The organism is Mycobacterium sp. (genome assembly GCF_032162605.1).
GTDB lineage: Bacteria > Actinomycetota > Actinomycetes > Mycobacteriales > Mycobacteriaceae > Mycobacterium.
Genome location: NZ_JAVROT010000161.1, coordinates 1 through 18,585, shown reverse-complemented (window position 1 = coordinate 18,585; position 18,585 = coordinate 1). Strand labels below are relative to the sequence as shown.

The following is an 18,585-nucleotide window of genomic DNA, read 5'->3' as shown; positions in this document are numbered from 1 at the left end:
CCAGCGACCTCAGCCTCCGAAGAGCAGATACAAACCGGTGAACGTATAGCCGACCATCACCAGCATCATCGCGAGCTGCCCGGTCACCTGATGCTGCTTGGGCAGCAGGCGCAGCGCCCCGTCGTGCGCGGCGACCACGCCCGCGACGTGCCCGCCCACCACGAAACACACCTTCAACGTCGCCAGCACCGACGGGTGCGTTGACAGCGGATAAGACGGCTGGACGTCCCCGAGCCACCCCGTACCCAACGGGTCGCCCAGGCGGAGCACGGCCTGCTGCCCCCGCTCGACGAGGTAGGACAGGTAGTGGGCGAAGACGTAGCCGATGACGATCGGGATCAGCGAGTGGGCCATCAGGCCGGGCAGTTCGCGGCGGCGCTGCGCGTCGACGCCGCCGGTCGCGCGCGCGGCCAGCCAGAACGTCGCCGCCACCAACGAGGCGAACAGCAGCAGGCCCGCGCTGCGAATCAGCACCGCGATCGTCGTTGACGGTCCTGCCAGATCGTCGACGACGTTGCGCCACTGAGGCATCGCCGAGAAGCTGTCGAACGCCGTCGAACCCAGCAGTACCGCGAGCACCGCTAGGGTGCCCGCGCGCACGGGCATCGACGGCAGGTGATCGTACGGGTTGCCGATCGCGATGCGTCCGTCGGCGTTGCGCCGCAGCGGCGACAGCCGCGACGCCACCACGCTGTAGACCTCGAACGGGTCGGCCCTGGCATTCCAGCGCGGGCCGAACGTCAGGGCGCCGGTCAGCATCACTGCGAAGTACAGCAGCAACCAGATCTTCACGGCGACAAGCGATCCCGGATCAGGACTCGCGAGCTCCAGCCACACGAACGCGAAGAGCCCTACGGCCGCGGGCCAGTAGCCCAACCGCTCGGGATACCCCCTCGGCGCAGGCCTGTGGGACAGCGGCAGCACGCGGTAGATGGTGCGCACCGGCGAGATCACGCGCCACACCGGTCCGATCGCCAGCGAGACCGCGACGAGTCCCACCCACAGCAGCACGTAGAACACGCCCGGCAGCGCATTGTCGCCGCCCCGCGGACCGAACACCGCAGCCACCGCCACCCACACCGCGAAGAGCAGGCCCGCCACCGCCGCCGACCAGCGCGTCGCCGGAGCGTCGGTCAGCGTCGTCACCCACTGAGGTAGCGGCCGCCCCGGCTTGGCGGCGTCGAACCGCGGCTTCTTCCAGGCGAGGACGACGACCGCGAACGTGAACGTCAGCGCCCACGCCGCGCCGATCAGCGCGTACGTGTAGGGGATCGGCAGATCGTTGGAACCGCCCAGACCATGGGCGAGGATCTCGGTCGACCGACCGCCGATCACTGAACCTGGATGGTGGCGATCAAGCGGTTCAGCTGGTGCAACTCCACGTCGACCTGGCCGGGGACGTTGGCGGTGAACTGGAACGACTGACCGGACCTCGGCTCGACGTTGAAGGAGTGCTCCGGATTCGAGTGGACGTGTAACTGGTCCGCGGCGTCACTGTTGACCTGGAAGACGATGGGTTCGCCCACCGCCGACTTGAGCTGAGCGTTGGTCGGGGTCACCTGGCCGCCCTTGATGGTGACCTCGACGACCAGCCGGTTCGGCGGCGTCTGCTGGTCTGACAGCTGCGGGGCACCTGTCATCGCGGGGTTGGCGGGCGAACTGCTCGCCACGTCACCCGATCCGTTCGACCCGCCACAGCCCGCGACGAGGAGTGCGGTGGCGGTCAGGGCAACGAGTGTTGTGGACTTCCTCAGCTTGATCACGGTGAACCATCTTCGTCGGCGGACGCCGGATGCTCACTGTGGGCCTCGTCATCTCCGTCTCCGTCTTCGTCGTCATCGTCGCCCAGACGTCGGTCGCGCCTCGCCACCCAGATGACCACGCCGACCACCAAGATCGCGGGCGCGAACGCCGGAATGGCCAGCAGCGCCGAGTGATCGGCGAGGATCACGACGTCGGGCGAACGGGTCATGCCTGCGCTGACGGCTCGAACTCAACCGGACTCTTGGTGGGCTCGATCTTGTTCAACCGACCCGCACCCCAGGACAGGCCTGCGATGAGAGTCAAGGTGCAGCCGAGCACCACCAGGCAGCCGATCAACCACAGCACCTGGGGAGTGTCGGGGTTGCGCTCCCGCTGAAGGATGGTGACCTCGGGGACGAACGGCCGCGTCATCGCGGCTTCCGCAGGCACCTCGGCCGCACCGATGCCAGGGTCGCCGTGCAGATAGATCGGCACCGCCGTCAGAGTGTTGCCGTCGTGGACGCGCAGCAGGGTCTTCCACTGCCCCGACACCGGCATCGGCGCGGTAGAGCGGTAGTGACCAGGGCCGACCTGTTGCAGGTGGTCGACGAAGATGCCGCGCTGGTTGGCGATGCCGCCCTGCCAGCCAAGGATCGACACCCAGTTCGGATCGTCGCCGATGAGGTTCGGCGGGTCGATGCGGATGTCCGCCGTCGCCATCCGCTGGTCGCCATTGCCGGGCGCCTCGGTCAGGGCGAATGTGGCCGTGGCATTCTGCGGCACCGCGTAGCGCAGCCCGTTGGCGGTGGCGCCGCCGATGGCGACGACGGCGAGCGCCACCAGGCCGATGCTGATGGCCCGCCGGGGTAGCCGCTGGTTGGTCAGCACCATGCCGACCATCGCGCCGCACGCACCGATGAGCATTGCGACCGGTATGGCCATCGCCAGTGCCTCCGGCCACAGGCTGGTGGGCCACGGGTAGCGGTAAACGGCGCCGATCCACAGGGATTCGAGCCACAGCCCGGCCGTCGCCACACCGAGGCCGCTCACCATCCCGAACAGGATCGGTCGCTTGATCAGTGGCGTCAGCGCGAGGACCTCGATCACCAGGGCGGGCCCCAGGTACAGCGCGAACCAGTTGATCGGTGCTCCGAGGATCGGTCCGACGATCAGCGCGACGAGACCGCGCAGCGCAAGGGCCAGAAGTGCGGCGATGATGGCGGCGCCGCGTCCCAACATGATGCGGGCGGCGACCAGTCCGAGCGACGCGGCCGCGGCGATGAGCATCGGCTCGAACACCTGACGGAACTGCATGACGCCGAAGTCGAACTCGATCTGGAAGACCGACATCCCGATCACCAGACCACCGAAGGCGAGGTACTGGATGAACTTGATGCCCGGACCGTCCTTCGGAGCGTCTTCACCGACCGCGCGGCGACCCTCGTGCTCCAGGAAGAGTGCTGTGAGAGTGGAGAAGCCGGCGCCACCGATCATCATCAGGTGGGTGGGTCCCCACAAGGTGACGTCCTGGCCGAAGATGCGGTGCCAGATGTCGTCGAGCGGGAAGCCGATCAGCGCGTACAGCCCGCAGCCGGCCATTAGGATTCCGCCGACGGGGGCATACCAGTGGCGGGTGATTCGGACCGCGGCCGCGCCGGGCTTCTGGTAGGGCAGCACGCAGGCCAGGCAGCCTGCGACGAACAGAACGAACAGCCCGAAGAGGATGAAGTAGTGCGCGGGGTTGGCCAGCGGGCCGGGGTCGCGACCCTTCCCGATGTGCAGGCTGACGTCCCAGATGAAGCCGAACAGTGCGGTGATGATCGTCGTGATGAACAGCGCTATCGGCAGTGCCACCCACGCGGGCCTGCCGAATTTGCGGCCCGCCCACTCGCCGAGGTCGTGCAGCCAGGTGATCTTACGCATTCGGTGCAGGTAGCCGATCCAGATGAGCGCCACGCCGACGATCAGACCGACCACCGACATGCCGATCACCTGGTCGAGTGCCGCGCCGCCGCCTTCGGTGCCCTGTGCCGCGTGGTGCAAAGACTGCTCTGTCATCTGCCCGTCATTCCCATCCGCCCGAGGGTGGAACCACCGTTCCTACCCGCGGGTAATGTTGCCCGACATCCCCAAGGCGAAACCAGGGGTACCGGATAATTACCTGCGCTAACGTCCCTTCGCCCACGGGATTGGCCGTTCCGGAATGTGTGCGTTACGCGTTGCCCGTCGACACGCCATTCAAACCCCCGTCGGCAACGACTCGCCGGGACTGGGCGGCAACGCTCGCCGACCGTCCATCGGGAACCAGACCGCCACGCCACCCACCGCAGAATCACCCGGAACGCAATGCTGCGCCCTGTTAGCTGTCGGCTAAAAGGGATCTTGGGGTGCTGATGAAAGTCGACGCGCCTGTCAATTAGTTCTCAGATCGTGAACGATCGGCGGCCGACGTCTACGCATTCGAAAACCGCCTTGGCCTGCAGATTCTTTGCCGCACCATGCTCGCATCGATGCGAATCTCTAGGTCACTTAGTTGCATATACAAACACATACGGAGTGACGTTCGACGCAAACCTGAGAATCCGCTAAGTTTGCTCCGGCTGGGCATGAATTCATTGCCCGAGGGACATTCGAATGCGGGGGTTTCATGAAGGAACGCGTCCAGTGCACGGTCACTGCGGGGATAGCAATCGTTGGAGCCGGCGTCGTCGCGCTGACGCCGATCGCAGCGCCGGCGTCAACGGAAACGGTTCGGGCTTCTGACGTCTCGGTGAATCTGATGGCGTCGACGTCACCGGTCAGGTCGGTTGTTGGAGGCGTGGGTGGATCCGCCGCGCGGCTGGTCGAGAGCCTCGTATTGGCCGGTTTTACCCCGTTCGAGATCGCTCAAGCGGTCGCCAACAACGATGTCGACGATCTCTACTCGGTCATCGAGAACACCATCGACGCGCCGCTCTACATCGCCGATCCCACCATCTTCGGGATCAACGACGCGCTGCCGGAGCCACTGGGCGGCGGCGCGGACGGCGACCCCAGGGTACGTGCAGACAGTGCCGTACTGGCCTTCCGCGTCAATGTGCTCTACGCCGCCCGCCAACAGCTGCGAGCGATTGCCCAGGACGCCCTTGGCATCGGCAGCGGGGCAGGGGCAGGTGTCACCACCGCACTGGCCGCCACGAGCCCGGTTGGCGACCCCGTCGCCACTGCCGTGCGCCTCGGTGAAGGAATCAGTCAGTCGGCAGTTCGACTGGTGCAGAGCAGCGCTGCGGGCCTGTTTGGGCCGCTCGCTGCGGCCGATGCGCTCGCCCACAACGATCGAGAAGCGTTGTTCGGCGTGATCGAGTCCTACGTCGATGCACCGCTGTACATCGCCGACCCGACCATCTTCGCGATCGATGACGTGCTGGCGGCACCGATCGGACAGGACCCCAGCATCAAACCCACGAAGATGAATGGCAGCGTGGTGACCCAATTCCCTGCCAACGTGCTGATCGCAGCCCGTGACGCGATCAAGCCGGGGATCGAGAACGTCATCGGTTACCCCGCCCCTGATGCCGAGACCTTCGTGGTCAAGGACGTCGCTGACGAGGCTCCCGCTGTCGAAGTTCTTCCGGAGCCTGAGAAGAAGTCGGGCCCGGCTCCCGCGGTGAAGACGAAGCCGGGCGCCCACCGGGCGCCGACGGCCAGGCCCGTCAGAACTGCGATCAAGAATGTTCAGACCGCGGTGACGAATCTGGCTAAGAAGCCGGCTGAGAAGAAGAAGGACTCCCCGGCGTCGACCAGCGAGACGGACTAACAGCCAACGACGAGTAAGGCCTCATTTCCGCGGTGGGCGACGCACTTTCATCGCGAGCTGCATGACGGGCCACGGAACCCGGTCGTGCCTACTCGACGCCGATGGCAACCTCGGTCGACTTGATGAACACCGTGGCCGGCATGCCCGCCGTCAGCCCGAGGTCCTCGGCCGCGTCCTTGGTGATCGACGACGTGACGGTCTGGTCGCCACCGTCGAGCTTGACCTTGACGGTGGCCATGACCGCGCCGAGATTGACCTCGGTGATGGTTCCGGTGAGTTGGTTCCGTGTCGAGAGTCGCATGCTCGACAGAATAGGCCGATCGCCCGCCCCATCAGGCGTGATCGACCTAGCCTGAGGAACGATGAAGCTCGCGGCCATGGACCTCCAGCAGCGTGACGGAGTGTCCTGCGGGCCTGCCGTCGCCGTGATGGCGGGTGCGCTGCTCGACCCGTCGTACGCCTGCCACCTGACCGGCTCGGCCCGGCGGGCGTGGTTCGACGCCGAGCAGGGCAGGGTCCACGCCGCAGCCAATCGAATCTGGCCGCGCGCGCTCGGGACCACGCCATGGGGCATGGCCCGGACGATCAGTGCGCACAGCGCCAGGTACTGCGTGCGGTACGGCTGGCGTCTCCCACGCCGTCGTGACGCACTGTGCGACGTCCAGCGTGCGGTGAGCGCGCGTTGGCCGGTCGCGATGCTCGTCGGGAACGCCATCCCGCGGCACTGGGTGCTGATCGTCGAGGTCGAGGGCGACACGCTTGGGTGCTACGAGCCATCGTCGGGCGAGGTGCGGTCGGTGTCGAAGGGTGCCGTCCGAGCCGCGCGGTTGACCGGTCTCGGGTTCGGCCGGCCGTTCGCGTTGGTGCTTCCGCGGTACCGGCTGCCGGAACCGCGATCGAACATATGATCGATCGGTGGGCGAGCTCCAGTCGATCGGCTACCACGGTCAGCCCGTGCAGCAGGCCTTCCGCCGCGTCGACCCACCGATGGCCGTCCTGGTCGACCTCGCGGCGGTCTTCCCGCGCGAACCGCACCGGTCCGGCGGGTACAACCCGGCAGGCCTGCAGATGCACTCGATCGTCGAGGGGCTCCTCAGCTGCTGGGGCCTGTGCGAGCAGGGCTTCTGGTGGGGGCTGGTGACCTACGACATCGCTTACGGCCCCGACCGCAGGCCGGTCACGCATTGGATCCCCTCCTGGACGCTCAAGCGGAGGGCCGAGCGCCGGCCGTAGGGTTGGGGCATGGCCCGAAAACTCGCCACCGCGGACGCCGTCGATCTGCCGACCCTCCTGGACTTCGTCCGCCCCAGGCACCAGATGGTGCTGACCACCTTCCGGTTTGACGGCTCGCTGCAGAGTTCCCCGGTCACCGGCGGCGTGGACGACGCCGGGCGGATCGTGATCGCGAGCTATCCGCAGCGGGCCAAGGCGGCCAACATCCGCCGCGATCCGCGCGCCAGCGTGACCGTTCTCTCCGACGAGTTCAACGGTCCATACGTCCAGGTTGACGGTGCTGCGGAAGTCATCGACCTGCCAGATGCGGTCGAGCCGCTGGTCGACTACTTCCGCGCGATCGCAGGCGAGCACTCCGACTGGGACGAGTACCGGCAAGCGATGGCCGATCAGGGCAAGTGCCTGATCAGGGTGACGCCGGTGCGCTGGGGGCCGGTCGCGACGGGTGGCTTTCCGCCGAGCTAGTAACGACGACGTCGCGGCGTCTGTGGTAGTCAGAGTAGGCGTCGCGTTGCGTCGGCTAGCTAGTCAAACTATAGTCTGGACACATGTCCAGAGCGCACATCCCGACTCTGGCCGCGGTGAAATAGATGCGAATTGCCCTGCTCTCGTACCGAAGCAAGACGCATTGTGGCGGGCAGGGCGTCTACGTCCGCCATCTGAGTCGCGGTCTCGTCGAACTTGGCCACGACGTCGAGGTCTTCTCGGGTCAGCCCTATCCGGGTGGTCTCGACCCTCAGGTACGCCTGACCAAGGTGCCGAGCCTCGACCTCTACCGCGAGCCCGATCCGTTCCGCATTCCGCGGCCCAGCGAGATCCACGACCGCATCGACCTACTCGAACTCCTGTCGACGTGGACGGCTGCCTTCCCCGAGCCGAAGACCTTCTGCCTGCGCGTGGCAAGGATTCTGGCCGATCGTCGCGATGAGTTCGACGTGGTGCACGACAACCAGAGCCTCGGTGACGGGCTGCTGGCGATCGCCGAACTCGGGTTGCCGGTCGTGGCGACGGTGCACCATCCGATCACCCGCGACCGCGTGCTCGACGTAGCGGCCGCAAAATGGTGGCGAAAGCCGTTGGTGCGCAGGTGGTATGGCTTCGCGGAGATGCAGAAGCTAGTGGCCCGCCGCATTCCGGAGCTGTTGACGGTCTCGTCCTCCTCGGCAGCTGACATCGCCGAGGACTTCGCCGTCTCGCCCGATCAGCTGCACGTGGTACCCCTCGGCGTCGACACGGAGCTGTTCCGTCCCAGTGAGAACCGGGTGCGCAACCGGATCATCGCGATCGCCAGTGCCGACGTTCCGCTGAAGGGCGTCAGTCACCTGCTGCACGCGGTCGCCCGGTTGCGCGTCGAGCGCGACCTGGACGTGCAGCTCGTCTCGAAGCTGGAGCCGAACGGGCCGACGGAGAAGCTGATCGCCGAGCTCGGCATCTCCGACATCGTTCACAGTTCGAGTGGTATCAGTGACATCGAGCTGGCCGACCTGCTGGCCTCCGCCGAGGTCGCCTGCATTCCTTCGCTCTACGAGGGATTCTCGCTGCCTGCCGTCGAGGCGATGGCCAGCGGCACGCCGATCGTCGCGAGCCGGGCGGGTGCCCTGCCCGAGGTGGTCGGCGACGATGGCGTATGCGCGCGGCTGGTCCGTCCAGGTGACGTCGACGACCTGACGAGGGTGCTCGGCGAGTTGCTTGACTCTCCGCTGGAGCTGCGCAGGCTCGGCGCCAACGGGCGCAAGCGGGCTGTGGACGTTTTCAGCTGGGAATCCGTTGCCGCTCAAACAGTTTCGGTCTATGAACTTGCGGTGAAACGAGCCGGGGAATGCTGACTGTCGACTTCGACCGTCTGGGCGTCAGCCCGGGCAACAGCCTCATCGACGTCGGCTGCGGTGCGGGCAGACACTCCTTCGAGGCCTTCCGGCGAGGCGCCGACGTCATCGCGTTCGATCAGGACGTGGAAGAACTCAACAACGTCGACGCCATCCTGCAGGCCATGCAGCAGCAGGGTGAGGCGCCCGCTTCGGCCACGGGTGAGGCGGTCAAGGGCGACGCACTCGATCTTCCCTACGACGACGGCACGTTCGACTTCGTGATCGCCTCGGAGATCCTGGAACACGTCCCGCAGGACGATCACGCCATCGACGAGCTGATCCGGGTGCTCAAGCCGGGTGGGCGGCTGGCCGTCACGGTGCCGCGCTGGCTGCCGGAGAAGGTCTGCTGGATCCTGTCGGACGAGTACCACGCCAACGAGGGCGGTCACATCCGCATCTACCGCGCCGACGAGCTGCTCGACAAGATCGCGGCACGGGGCCTGCGGTTCGATCACCGTCATCACGCGCACGCACTGCACTCACCGTTCTGGTGGCTGAAATGCGCTGTGGGCGTGAATAAGCCGAACCATCCCGCCGTCACGGCCTATCACAAGATGCTGGTGTGGGACATGATGGCCCGTCCGTGGCTGACCCGCAGCGCGGAGTCGCTGCTGAACCCGCTGATCGGCAAGAGCGTGGCCCTGTACTTCGACAAGCCGGCCGACCTCGTCGACAAGGTGCTCTAAACCGATGCGGCGTCTCGAGATTCCTGGCGTGCCAGGCGTTCTGACGCCCGAAGAATGTCGCCAGACGGCGGTGTCGATCGCGGCGGCGCAGGAGTCCTCCGGCGCACTGCCGTGGTTCGACGGCGGCCACACCGATCCCTGGGACCACGTCGAGAACGCCATGGCCTTGACCGTCGCGGGACTGTGGGAGCCGGCCAGGGGAGCTTTCGACTGGTGCCGCAACGTTCAGCGCGCGGACGGTTCGTTCCCGATCCAGATGCGCAACGGCGTGCTTGAGGACACCAACAGCGACAGCAACTTCTGCGCGTACGTCGCCACCGGGGTGTGGCACCACGTCCTGATCACCGGCGATCGCGGTTTCGCCGAGACCATGTGGCCCGTCGTGAGCAGAGCCATCGACTTCGTCCTGACCATGCAGCTCGATGGGGGCGAGATTGCCTGGGCCAGAAGTGAATCGGGGATCCTTCCGGAAGCGCTGCTGACTGGCTGCGCGAGCATCTATCACAGCATCCGGTGCGCACTGGCTCTAGCCGATTACATCGGGGAGTCACAACCGGAGTGGGAAGTGGCGGTCGGCAGTCTCGGCCACGCGATCACCGAGCACCCCGAGTCGTTCAACCTCAAGGACGACCATGCGATGGAGTGGTACTACCCCGTGCTCGGCGGCGCCATGCGCGGGGATGCCGCCAAGGCCCGCATCGACGCGCGGTGGGACCGTTTCGTCGTACCCGGCCTCGGCATCCGCTGCGTTGACCACCGGCCATGGGTGACCGGAGCCGAGACGTGTGAGCTGGTGATGGCGCTGGACGCGATTGGCGACTCCGCAAGGGCCCGCGAGCAATTCGGGGCCATGCAGCACCTCCGCGAGACGGACGGCTCCTACTGGACGGGTCTGGTGTTCTCCGATGGCAAGCGATGGCCGGTGGAACGCACCACGTGGACCGGCGCGGCGATGATCCTGGCCGCGGACGCGCTGTCCTCGACCACGCGTGCCAGCGGGATCTTCCGCGGCGACGACCTTCCGCGGGGCCTCGCGGGCGACTTCGATTGCGCCTGCGCGGCATCCGGCCGCAGACCGTCCTAGTCGAGCGCCTCGCCGGGCGTGCCGGACGACCGCTCCAGAATCCGCATCGAGCCCATTGCCGAGACCTCGCGGAACGCTCCCGTGTCCAGCGCGCGGCGGTACACCCGGTAGGGCGCCTGCCCGCCGTCGTTGGGATCGGGGAAGACGTCGTGGATCACCAGCGCGCCGCCGACCGCCACCCACCGGGCCCAGCCGTCGAAGTCCTGCTGCGCGGCGACGTCGGTGTGACCGCCGTCGATGAACAAGAACTGCAAGGGCGTTCGCCACGATCGCGCGACCACGGACGACTTGCCGACCACGGCGACGACGTTCTCGGCGAGGGCCGCGGCGTCGAGCGTGTGGCGCAGCGTGGGCAGGGTGTCGAAGAGGCCCGTCACCTCGTCGACCATCGAACTGTCGTGGTACTCCCAGCCCGGCTGGTGTTCCTCGGAGCCGTGATGGTGGTCGATCGTGTACAGCACGCCACCGGTCTGCTGTACCGCGGCGCCGAGCATCACCGTTGACTTCCCGCAGTACGTGCCGATCTCGACGCCGACGCCGTCCCGCAGATATGTCACGGCGGCGTCGTACAGCACACGGCCCTCGTCGGCCGGCATGAAGCCGATCACCTGCTCGGCAAGTTCGAAGAGGCGGGCGGCGGGGGCAGGCAGGCGCGGGGGAGTGACCGAGGGAGTAACACTGTCGGTGGTGCTCATGACGGCCAACTTACCGTTGCTGGTGCAGGACAGTTGTAGTAGCGTCCGGACATGTGTCCGATCCGGCCTTGGAGTCGACTCGGCGCCGTCTGACCGCAAAGCAGGCCGACACCGTCGAACGCCTGGGTAGAGCCGCAGTCGATCTCCTCAACCGGGAGGGATTCGCCGGTCTGACCGTGCGGCGCGTCGCCTCCGAGGCCGGCGTCGGAGCGGCCACGGCCTACACCTACTTCTCCTCGAAGGAACACCTGGTGGCCGAGGTGTTCTGGCGCAGGTTGGCAGGCTCCCCGCCCGCGCCGCACGACTCCGAGGACCGGGCCACCCGCGTGGTCGACGTGTTGCAGCACATCTCGTTACTCGTCGCCGATGAGCCTGAATTCGCCGGTGCGGTGACCAACGCGCTGCTGGGCAAGGATCCCGACGTCGAGGTGCTGCGGCAGCGGATCGGGGGCGACATCAGGGCGAGACTGACGACGGCGCTCGGGCCTGAGACCGACCCCGACGTCATCGACTCGCTGGAGATGTTGTACTCCGGCGCTCTGGTGCGCGCCGGAATGGGCTACGCGTCCTACCAGCAGATCGCCCAGCGATTGGAGAAGTCGGCGCGTCTCATGCTGGGTTAGGCGCCAGTCCGAGGATGGCGCGGGCCGCGGTGACGGCGGGTTCGACGATGCCGCGCACGTCTTGGCTGTCCTCGACGAGAAGCGCTGTCAATTCCCGCAATCCACCTAGCAGGATCAGCGCCAGCGGCCGGGTGATTGGCTCCAATCCGGCTTCTTGAAAGCCCGGGCTGACGCTGATGCCGACGAGCATGTCCGTGAGTTGTTGCATTGCAAGGCGATTGAGCGGCCGGGCCAGGTCGCCGAGCGCGGGCGCCTCACGAATCCAGCTCAGCGTGATCGCAGGTCGCGATTCGATGTGTTCCACGTAGGCGCCGACGGCGGCACGAACCTGTCGGGCGGGGGCGGTGTCCGGATCGACCGCTGCCGTGATGTGCGCGATCAGGTCCGCGTTGTTGGAGCGCAGAAGCTCGATGAAGCATTCTTCCTTGCTGGCGAACTCGTCGTAGAAGGTGCGCTTGGAGGTCTTGGCATTGCGGACGACGTCGGCGACCGTGGTGGCGCGATAGCCGCGCTCGGCGATCGAGTGGGCCAGCCCATCGAGAAGCCTGCCGCGAAAACCGGCGGCGCTCGGGCCGGTCTGGGGTGCGTCGTTCACGGCGGTCGTCACTGTAGCCAACTCGATGTCATGCTCACCCTTGCGCCGTGTGGTACTAGCCGGTACCCTACTACACCTATGGCGGTACACCGTAGTACCACGACAGTCTGGAGTGCTCGATGAGCGAAGCGACGATTGCCGATACGCCGACCATCAGCGCCACGCGGGCCATCAACGTGCCGCCGGGGCCGCGCCTGCCGCGATTGGCCCAGGGTTTGGGCTTCGTGTTGTTCCGTCGCAGGTTCACGGGCCGTCTCGTCCGTAGATACGGCGACGTGGCGACCATGAACCTGCCCGTGTTCGGCCGCATGGTGACGGTCGCCGATCCGCAGCTGGCCAAGCACCTGTTCATGGCGAATACCGACGAGGTCGGCAACGTCCAACCCAACCTCAGCCGCCTGTTCGGCTCGGGTTCGGTGTTCGCCCTCGATGGCGCCGACCATCGCCGTCGTCGCAAGCTGCTCACCCCGCCGTTCCACGGCAAGAGCATCAAGAACTACGAAGTGATCTTCGAAGAGGAGACGCTGCGCGAAGCCGAGTCGTGGCCCGATGGTCGGGAGTTCGAAACGCTCGAGCCCATGATGCGGATCACGCTGAACGTGATTCTGCGCGCGGTGTTCGGCGCCGACGGTGAGCGGCTCGACGAGTTGCGGGCCATCATCCCGCCGTGGGTCACCCTCGGCTCGAAGCTCGCCATGGCGCCGACACCGTCACGCACCTTCGGACGCCTCACCCCGTGGGGCAGGCTGGCCGAGTACCGGCGTCGTTACGACGCCGTCGTCGACCGGCTCATCGCCGACGTCACGGCTGACGCGAGCGCCGAGGACCGTGACGACATCCTGACGCTGCTGCTGCGCAGTACCTACGAGGACGGCTCGGCGATGTCGCGCCACGAGATCGCCGACGAGCTCCTGACGTTGCTCGCGGCCGGTCACGAGACGACCGCCTCCACACTGGCTTGGGCGTTCGAGCGGATCAGCCGTCACCCGGACGCACTGGCTGCGCTGGTCGCCGAGGCGGGCACCAGCGACAACGAATACAGACAGGCGACGATCCTGGAGGTGCAGCGCGTACGCACGGTGATCGACGGCGCCGCCCGTCACGTGTACGCGCCCACCTTCGAACTCGGCGAATGGGTCATCCCGCAGGGGTATTCGATCAGGGTGGACATCTCGACGATTCACCAGCGCTCCCAGGAATTCCCCGATCCTGAGAGGTTCGATCCGCAGCGATTCATCGGGAAACGGCCGTCGACATTCGCTTGGTTACCGTTCGGCGGGGGTACGCGTCGGTGCGTCGGTGCGGCGTTCGCCAACGTCGAGATGGACGTCGTCCTGCGAACGGTGTTGCGCCACTACGTCATTGATACATCGACGGCACCGGACGAGAAGGTGCACTGCCGTGGCGTCGCGTTCACCCCGACGAAGGGCGGCCGCGTCGTTCTGCGTCGCAGGCCCGCCCCGCTGGGCTGAAGACGAAGCTGCCGCGAAGCGGGATGCGTCGCGGCAGTTCGTGTGTAGCTCTTACTGTGATGCCGCTGAACCAATCCCCGCGTCACTGCGCTCCTGCCCGCCGGAGCCAATGCCCGCGTCGCTGCGCTCCTGCCCGCCGGAGCGCCTCGGCAGCTTCCACCCCGCACGCGGGAAGTGGCAGGTGTACCCGTTGGGGTACTTCTCCAGGTAGTCCTGGTGCTCGGGCTCGGCCTGCCAGAAGTCAACCGCTGGGGTGACCTCGGTGACGACCTTGCTGGGCCACAGCCCCGAGGCCTCCACATCCGCGATGGTGTCCAGCGCAACGGCTTTCTGCTCATCGTCGGTGTAGAAGATCGCCGACCGGTAACTGCTGCCGACGTCGTTTCCCTGGCGGTCCTTCGTCGTCGGATCGTGGATCTGGAAGAAGAACTCCAGCAGCGCGCGGTAGTCGGTCAGCGCGAGGTCGTAGGTGATCTCGATGGCCTCGGCGTGTCCCGGATGGTTGCGGTACGTGGCGTTCGCGTTCTTGCCGCCGGTGTAACCGACGCGAGTCGACACCACGCCTGGCTGCTTGCGGATCAGATCCTGCATCCCCCAGAAGCAGCCGCCTGCGAGGATCGCCTTCTGCGTGGTCGTCATGCCTGTGCCTCCTGCGAAGAAAAGAGCGTCTGGTACTCGCCGTAGCCCTCGGCCTCGAGGTCGTCGAGATGGATGAATCTCAGCGAAGCGGAGTTGATGCAGTAGCGCAACCCGCCCGCTTCCCGCGGTCCGTCCTTGAACAGGTGGCCCAGGTGGCTGTCGCCGTGCGTCGAGCGGACCTCGGTGCGCAACATCAGATGGCTGAAGTCACGCTTCTCGACGACGTGGGTGTCTCCGTCGGGCCCCTGGATCGGCTTGGTGAAGCTCGGCCAGCCCGATCCGCTCTCGAACTTGTCGACCGAGGCGAACAACGGCTCACCGGATACCACGTCCACGTAGACACCCGGCTCGTGGTTGTCCCAGTACTCGCCCGTGAACGGCCGTTCGGTGCCACTCTTCTGCGTCACTTGATACTGCTCGGGAGACAGGGCGTTCACTGCCGCGGGGTTCCTGTTGTATTGCTTGGCCACTCGTCCTCCTAACGTCGGCACCTGTATAACCTCAAGTGCCCTTCAGAAGTTCCTGGCTGGGGCGCGTTCTCCTCCGTCGGGCCGTAGGTCACGGCCCCGCTCGACAAACGCCGGTAGAACGTGTTCTAGTTCTGGGTGTGACGGGTAGCACTTTCAGCCGCGACGAGCTGGCCGAGGCCTTCGCAGAGTTCGAGGCGACGGTGGGCCGGGCCGCCGAGACCCGAGACTGGGATCCATGGGTTGACCAGTACACCGACGACGTCACGTACGTCGAGCACGCGGCAGGCACCATGCATGGCCGCGAGCAGGTACGGGCCTGGATCTGGAAGACGATGGAGAGCTTCCCTGGCAGCTACATGACGTCGTTTCCTTCGCTTTGGACCACGATCGACGAGTCGACGGATCGCGTCATCTGCGAACTCGACAACCCCATGCGCGACCCAGGCGACGGCACGATCATCACCGCCACGAACATCTCGATCGTCACCTACGCGGGTGACGGCAAGTGGTGCAGGCAAGAGGACGTCTACAACCCCCTTCGCTTCGTCGCCGCGACCGTCGAGTGGTGCAAGAAGGCCGAGGAGTTGGACACCCTGCCCAGCGAGGCCGCCGCCTGGATGCAGAAGTTCGGAGGTCGGAGCCGCTCCGGCGGCGACATTGGACAAGCGCGATGACCGCCCTCGGCCCCGTACTCGTCATCGGCGCCAACGGCTACCTCGGTTCGCACGTCACCCGCCAACTGGCTGCCGACGGACAGGACGTCCGCGTCATGCTTCGGGCGGGAGCCAACACCATCGGCATCGACGACCTCGACGTCACGCGGTTCGTCGGTGACATCTGGGACGACCAGGTCCTTCGCGACGCCATGGCCGGCTGCGACGTCGTCTACTACTGCGTCGTCGACACCCGCGGCTGGCTCAAGGACCCCGCCCCGCTCTTCCACACCAACGTGGAGGGCACCCGAAACGTGCTCGAAGTCGCCTCCGAACCAGCCATTGCCGCCGGCCTCCAGCGCTTCGTCTTCACCAGCAGTTACGTGACCGTCGGACGAAAGCGCGGCCGCACGGCCACCGAGGATGACACCATCGTCGACCGCGGGCTGACGCCGTACGTGCGGTCGCGCGTGCAGGCGGAGAACCTCGTCATGCAGTACGCCCGTGACCACGGCCTGCCCGCCGTCGCGATGTGCATCTCGACCACCTACGGCGCGGGCGACTGGGGGCGCACGCCACACGGCGCGATCATCGCGGGCGCCGCGTTCGGCAAGATGCCCTTCGTGATGAGCGGCATCCAATTGGAGGCCGTCGGCATCGACGACGCCGCGCGCGCCATGATCCTCGCCTCGACGGAGGGTCGCGTCGGAGAGCGCTACCTCATCTCGGAGAAGATGATCAGCAACACCGACGTCGTCCGCATCGCCGCCGAGGCCGCCGGGATGCGCCCACCCGCGAAGTCGATGGCACTGCCGGTGTCCTATGCGATGGCGGCGCTCGGCAGCGTCAAGGCGCGGCTTACCGGCACCGACGAACGTCTGTCGCTTGACTCGTTGCGGTTGATGCGTGCCGAGGCGCCGGTCGACTGTGCCAAGGCGAAGCGCGAACTCGGTTGGCAGCCACGGCCCGTCGAGGAGTCGATCCGCGAGGCGGCCAAGTTCTGGGTGGCACTTCGCGAGGCCAAGCGCAAGAGCAAGCAGGCGGGTTGAACGGCGCACCGACTGGCGTTCAGACGCTGGGCGCGCCGCGATGGCGCACCTACCCTCGAAGGCATGACCGACAAGCTTCAGGTCGACCTGTCCGGTGCCCCGCAGACCATGCTCGCGACGCTCCACGCCAAGGCGCTCGACGCCGCCGCGCCACACCCCATCCTCGGCGACCAGTACGCCAGGAACATCGTCGACCGCCTCGACTACGACTGGTCGCAGACGACCATCACTGCGCGCACCGCGCAATCGGTGGCGACGCGTACCGCACACTTCGACGGGTGGGCCCGACAGTTCCTTGCCGTGCATCCGAAAAGCACTGTGCTGCATCTGGGTTGCGGCTTGGACAGCCGGTACTTCCGAATCGATCCGGGGCCCGACGTGGAGTGGTACGACGTTGACTACCCCGACGTCGCCGCGCTGCGAACCCAACTCCTTCCGCGCCGCGAGCACAACCACGTGGTCGCCGCGTCGGTCACCGATCCCGGCTATCTGGCCGACATCCCCTCCGATCGTCCGACACTGATGATCGGGGAGGGCCTGACGATGTACCTCACCCGCGACGACGGCATCGCACTGATGCGGCGGGTCGTCGATCGCTTTCCGTCCGGGGAGCTTCAGTTCGACGCGTTCAACCGCCTCGGCATCAGGTCGCAGTGGTCGAACCGGGTAGTGCGCCGCGCGGGCGCGACGCTTCTTTGGGGCATCGACGGCCCCGGCGAGATTCTGGCTGCAGTGCCGGGCACACGGCTCCTGGCGTGGCTGTCGGTGTTCGACTCGGCCTCCTTCAGGCAAATACCGGGCCCATACCGCTTGATGGGTCGGACGATGTCACGGGTGAAGGCGTTGCGCTATATGGCGCAATACCACCGCTACGCGTTCTGAGTCCTGACGCCGAGTACCGGCTGGCATCGGTGGCCGTCGTCGAAGCCGGGTGCCCACGGCCATCTCCCACGGTCATCCGCCCACACCAGTTGCACGGCACTGATGTCGGAACCCTCGATCGCGATCGCCATCCCCATGTGCGCGTCGGGATGTTCGACGCCGACGAGTTCGAGGTGGGTCCCCGCCGGGAGAGCGACACGATCTCCCGGCGCGGGTTTGCGGCCCACCAACGCCCGCCTCGCGAACGTGTTCAGCAGCCATCCGGCCGGTCGTGGCGCCAGGCCGGTCACCAGGAGCTCGGGTAATCCCCGATCGTGGAGTCCGACCGTGTACGCAAATGGCCGTTTGTCACCCTCGACGTACTGCACCACCCAGCCGTGGGCCACGATCTTCTCGCGCAGTAGGGCGAGGTAGTCGCCGAGGGTCTTGTCGGGGTGGTCGCATTGCCAGCACATGGGGTGGCCGCCTTTCTATGGTTCTTGCCGCGAGCCTGTCGGTGGGCGGCGACGTCTGACCGACTCGAGAGCGCTGCGAGGGTGGGTTGTCCACGGTTGCGAGTTCATCCACAGGCGGCGGATTCGTGGGGTGCGAGGGTGGATTCGTTGCCTCGTGTGAATGTGCGCGCTTGGGGACTCGGGCTTTGGTGGTGGGTCCGGCCTTGCTGGTAGTTATTCTGAGGAGTTGGGCGCTCAGGGCCTGGATCTGACGCTGGGCGGCGGCGGGGTTGATCAGAGCGAGGGTTCGGGCCAGAGCTGCTATGCGGTCAACGCTCATGGTTGGGTGATCGATCGCGCGGTGAAACGGGGTGGCCGCGGTGTCGTATTTCTTGGACACCTTGGCGCCGTGACGGACCTTGGACATCAGTTTCTGCTGCGGCTAGAACGGGTAGAAGTAGTTGGTCAGCTTGGACTGCAGCTGTCAAATTTCGTTGAGTAACAACAGTTCTGCGGCGGTGTCGTAGCGGTGGTAGCCGACCACGGTGCGGACCACCGCCCAGTTTTTCTGCTCGACGTGGCAGCCATCGTTCTTATTGCCCGGTCGAGCGCGGGTGAAGGTGATCTGGTGCCGTTGGCACCACTGCAGCAAGTGGATGTTGA

General features: G+C 66.4%; 22 protein-coding genes and 1 pseudogene. 12 read left to right on the top strand and 11 right to left on the bottom strand.

The window, feature by feature from the left end; translation table 11 throughout:
- Positions 1-9: 9 nt before the first annotated feature.
- The 4 genes from QOI01_RS09845 to QOI01_RS09830 are packed head-to-tail and all read right to left on the bottom strand — an operon-like array spanning position 10 to position 3,801.
- A complete protein-coding gene (locus QOI01_RS09845; RefSeq protein ID WP_526380344.1) occupies positions 10-1,335 on the bottom strand; it encodes a hypothetical protein in 1,326 nt (441 codons plus the stop codon).
- Positions 1,332-1,760 (bottom strand): cupredoxin domain-containing protein, encoded by a 429-nt coding sequence (locus QOI01_RS09840; RefSeq protein WP_526380372.1) that lies wholly within the window; start codon positions 1,758-1,760, stop codon positions 1,332-1,334. The genes QOI01_RS09845 and QOI01_RS09840 overlap by 4 nt, the downstream gene beginning before the upstream one ends.
- On the bottom strand, positions 1,760-1,972 hold the full coding sequence (locus tag QOI01_RS09835) for a hypothetical protein (protein WP_526380342.1): 213 nt from the start codon (positions 1,970-1,972) through the stop codon (positions 1,760-1,762). The genes QOI01_RS09840 and QOI01_RS09835 overlap by 1 nt, the downstream gene beginning before the upstream one ends.
- The gene (locus tag QOI01_RS09830; RefSeq protein WP_526380340.1) at positions 1,969-3,801 is read right to left on the bottom strand and encodes a hypothetical protein; all 1,833 of its coding nucleotides are present in this window, start codon (positions 3,799-3,801) and stop codon (positions 1,969-1,971) included. The genes QOI01_RS09835 and QOI01_RS09830 overlap by 4 nt, the downstream gene beginning before the upstream one ends.
- Positions 3,802-4,390: 589 nt before the next feature.
- Between QOI01_RS09830 and QOI01_RS09825 the strand changes: the two genes are divergently transcribed.
- A complete protein-coding gene (locus QOI01_RS09825) occupies positions 4,391-5,539 on the top strand; it encodes a hypothetical protein (protein ID WP_526380338.1) in 1,149 nt (382 codons plus the stop codon).
- An 88-nt stretch (positions 5,540-5,627) separates the two neighbouring features.
- Here the strand turns inward: QOI01_RS09825 and QOI01_RS09820 are convergent, their stop codons facing one another.
- Complete coding sequence (locus QOI01_RS09820; RefSeq protein ID WP_526380336.1) at positions 5,628-5,840, bottom strand: TOBE domain-containing protein; 213 nt, start codon at positions 5,838-5,840, stop codon at positions 5,628-5,630.
- A gap of 61 nt (positions 5,841-5,901) precedes the next feature.
- Here QOI01_RS09820 and QOI01_RS09815 point away from each other — a divergent pair, with 61 nt between their 5' ends.
- From QOI01_RS09815 to mmpH, 6 genes are all read left to right on the top strand, one after another.
- Complete coding sequence (locus QOI01_RS09815) at positions 5,902-6,447, top strand: hypothetical protein (RefSeq protein ID WP_526380334.1); 546 nt, start codon at positions 5,902-5,904, stop codon at positions 6,445-6,447.
- A 7-nt stretch (positions 6,448-6,454) separates the two neighbouring features.
- On the top strand, positions 6,455-6,772 hold the full coding sequence (locus tag QOI01_RS09810; protein WP_526380332.1) for a hypothetical protein: 318 nt from the start codon (positions 6,455-6,457) through the stop codon (positions 6,770-6,772).
- A gap of 9 nt (positions 6,773-6,781) precedes the next feature.
- The gene (locus tag QOI01_RS09805) at positions 6,782-7,237 is read left to right on the top strand and encodes a PPOX class F420-dependent oxidoreductase (protein WP_526380330.1); all 456 of its coding nucleotides are present in this window, start codon (positions 6,782-6,784) and stop codon (positions 7,235-7,237) included.
- 125 nt (positions 7,238-7,362) lie between these two features.
- A complete protein-coding gene (manT, locus tag QOI01_RS09800; RefSeq protein WP_526380328.1) occupies positions 7,363-8,598 on the top strand; it encodes an MMP alpha-(1->4)-mannosyltransferase in 1,236 nt (411 codons plus the stop codon).
- Positions 8,592-9,326 (top strand): class I SAM-dependent methyltransferase, encoded by a 735-nt coding sequence (locus tag QOI01_RS09795; protein ID WP_526380326.1) that lies wholly within the window; start codon positions 8,592-8,594, stop codon positions 9,324-9,326. The genes manT and QOI01_RS09795 overlap by 7 nt, the downstream gene beginning before the upstream one ends.
- Before the next feature lie 4 nt (positions 9,327-9,330).
- Positions 9,331-10,410: an MMP endo-(1,4)-3-O-methyl-alpha-D-mannosidase gene (mmpH, locus tag QOI01_RS09790; protein WP_526380324.1), complete on the top strand. Its 1,080-nt coding sequence runs from the start codon at positions 9,331-9,333 to the stop codon at positions 10,408-10,410.
- Here mmpH and QOI01_RS09785 read toward each other — a convergent pair.
- A complete protein-coding gene (locus QOI01_RS09785) occupies positions 10,407-11,105 on the bottom strand; it encodes a class I SAM-dependent methyltransferase (protein ID WP_526380322.1) in 699 nt (232 codons plus the stop codon). The genes mmpH and QOI01_RS09785 overlap by 4 nt on opposite strands.
- Before the next feature lie 53 nt (positions 11,106-11,158).
- Here QOI01_RS09785 and QOI01_RS09780 point away from each other — a divergent pair, with 53 nt between their 5' ends.
- Positions 11,159-11,728, top strand: coding sequence for a TetR/AcrR family transcriptional regulator (locus QOI01_RS09780; RefSeq protein WP_526380320.1), 570 nt, complete (start codon positions 11,159-11,161; stop codon positions 11,726-11,728).
- Here the strand turns inward: QOI01_RS09780 and QOI01_RS09775 are convergent.
- On the bottom strand, positions 11,715-12,335 hold the full coding sequence (locus QOI01_RS09775) for a TetR/AcrR family transcriptional regulator (RefSeq protein ID WP_526380318.1): 621 nt from the start codon (positions 12,333-12,335) through the stop codon (positions 11,715-11,717). The two genes, QOI01_RS09780 and QOI01_RS09775, sit on opposite strands and share 14 nt — an antisense overlap.
- Before the next feature lie 107 nt (positions 12,336-12,442).
- Between QOI01_RS09775 and QOI01_RS09770 the strand changes: the two genes are divergently transcribed.
- Positions 12,443-13,795: a cytochrome P450 gene (locus QOI01_RS09770; RefSeq protein ID WP_526380316.1), complete on the top strand. Its 1,353-nt coding sequence runs from the start codon at positions 12,443-12,445 to the stop codon at positions 13,793-13,795.
- A gap of 51 nt (positions 13,796-13,846) precedes the next feature.
- Here the strand turns inward: QOI01_RS09770 and msrA are convergent, their stop codons facing one another.
- Positions 13,847-14,434: a peptide-methionine (S)-S-oxide reductase MsrA gene (gene msrA / locus QOI01_RS09765; RefSeq protein WP_526380314.1), complete on the bottom strand. Its 588-nt coding sequence runs from the start codon at positions 14,432-14,434 to the stop codon at positions 13,847-13,849.
- Positions 14,431-14,904, bottom strand: a complete 474-nt coding sequence (msrB, locus tag QOI01_RS09760; RefSeq protein ID WP_526380312.1) for a peptide-methionine (R)-S-oxide reductase MsrB — start codon at positions 14,902-14,904, stop codon at positions 14,431-14,433. Before msrB ends, msrA begins: the two co-directional genes overlap by 4 nt.
- A gap of 137 nt (positions 14,905-15,041) precedes the next feature.
- Here msrB and QOI01_RS09755 point away from each other — a divergent pair, with 137 nt between their 5' ends.
- The 3 genes from QOI01_RS09755 to QOI01_RS09745 all read left to right on the top strand — a co-directional run bounded on the left by QOI01_RS09755 (position 15,042) and on the right by QOI01_RS09745 (position 17,488).
- Positions 15,042-15,578 (top strand): nuclear transport factor 2 family protein, encoded by a 537-nt coding sequence (locus QOI01_RS09755; RefSeq protein WP_526380310.1) that lies wholly within the window; start codon positions 15,042-15,044, stop codon positions 15,576-15,578.
- Complete coding sequence (locus QOI01_RS09750) at positions 15,575-16,606, top strand: NAD-dependent epimerase/dehydratase family protein (RefSeq protein WP_526380309.1); 1,032 nt, start codon at positions 15,575-15,577, stop codon at positions 16,604-16,606. The genes QOI01_RS09755 and QOI01_RS09750 overlap by 4 nt, the downstream gene beginning before the upstream one ends.
- Positions 16,607-16,669: 63 nt before the next feature.
- Complete coding sequence (locus QOI01_RS09745) at positions 16,670-17,488, top strand: class I SAM-dependent methyltransferase (protein WP_526380307.1); 819 nt, start codon at positions 16,670-16,672, stop codon at positions 17,486-17,488.
- On the opposite strand, the gene QOI01_RS09740 is transcribed toward QOI01_RS09745, so the two are convergent.
- On the bottom strand, positions 17,476-17,943 hold the full coding sequence (locus QOI01_RS09740) for a DUF4262 domain-containing protein (RefSeq protein WP_526380305.1): 468 nt from the start codon (positions 17,941-17,943) through the stop codon (positions 17,476-17,478). The genes QOI01_RS09745 and QOI01_RS09740 overlap by 13 nt on opposite strands.
- 133 nt (positions 17,944-18,076) lie before the next feature.
- Positions 18,077-18,585, bottom strand: a pseudogene (locus QOI01_RS09735) (integrase catalytic domain-containing protein); the annotation flags it as partial.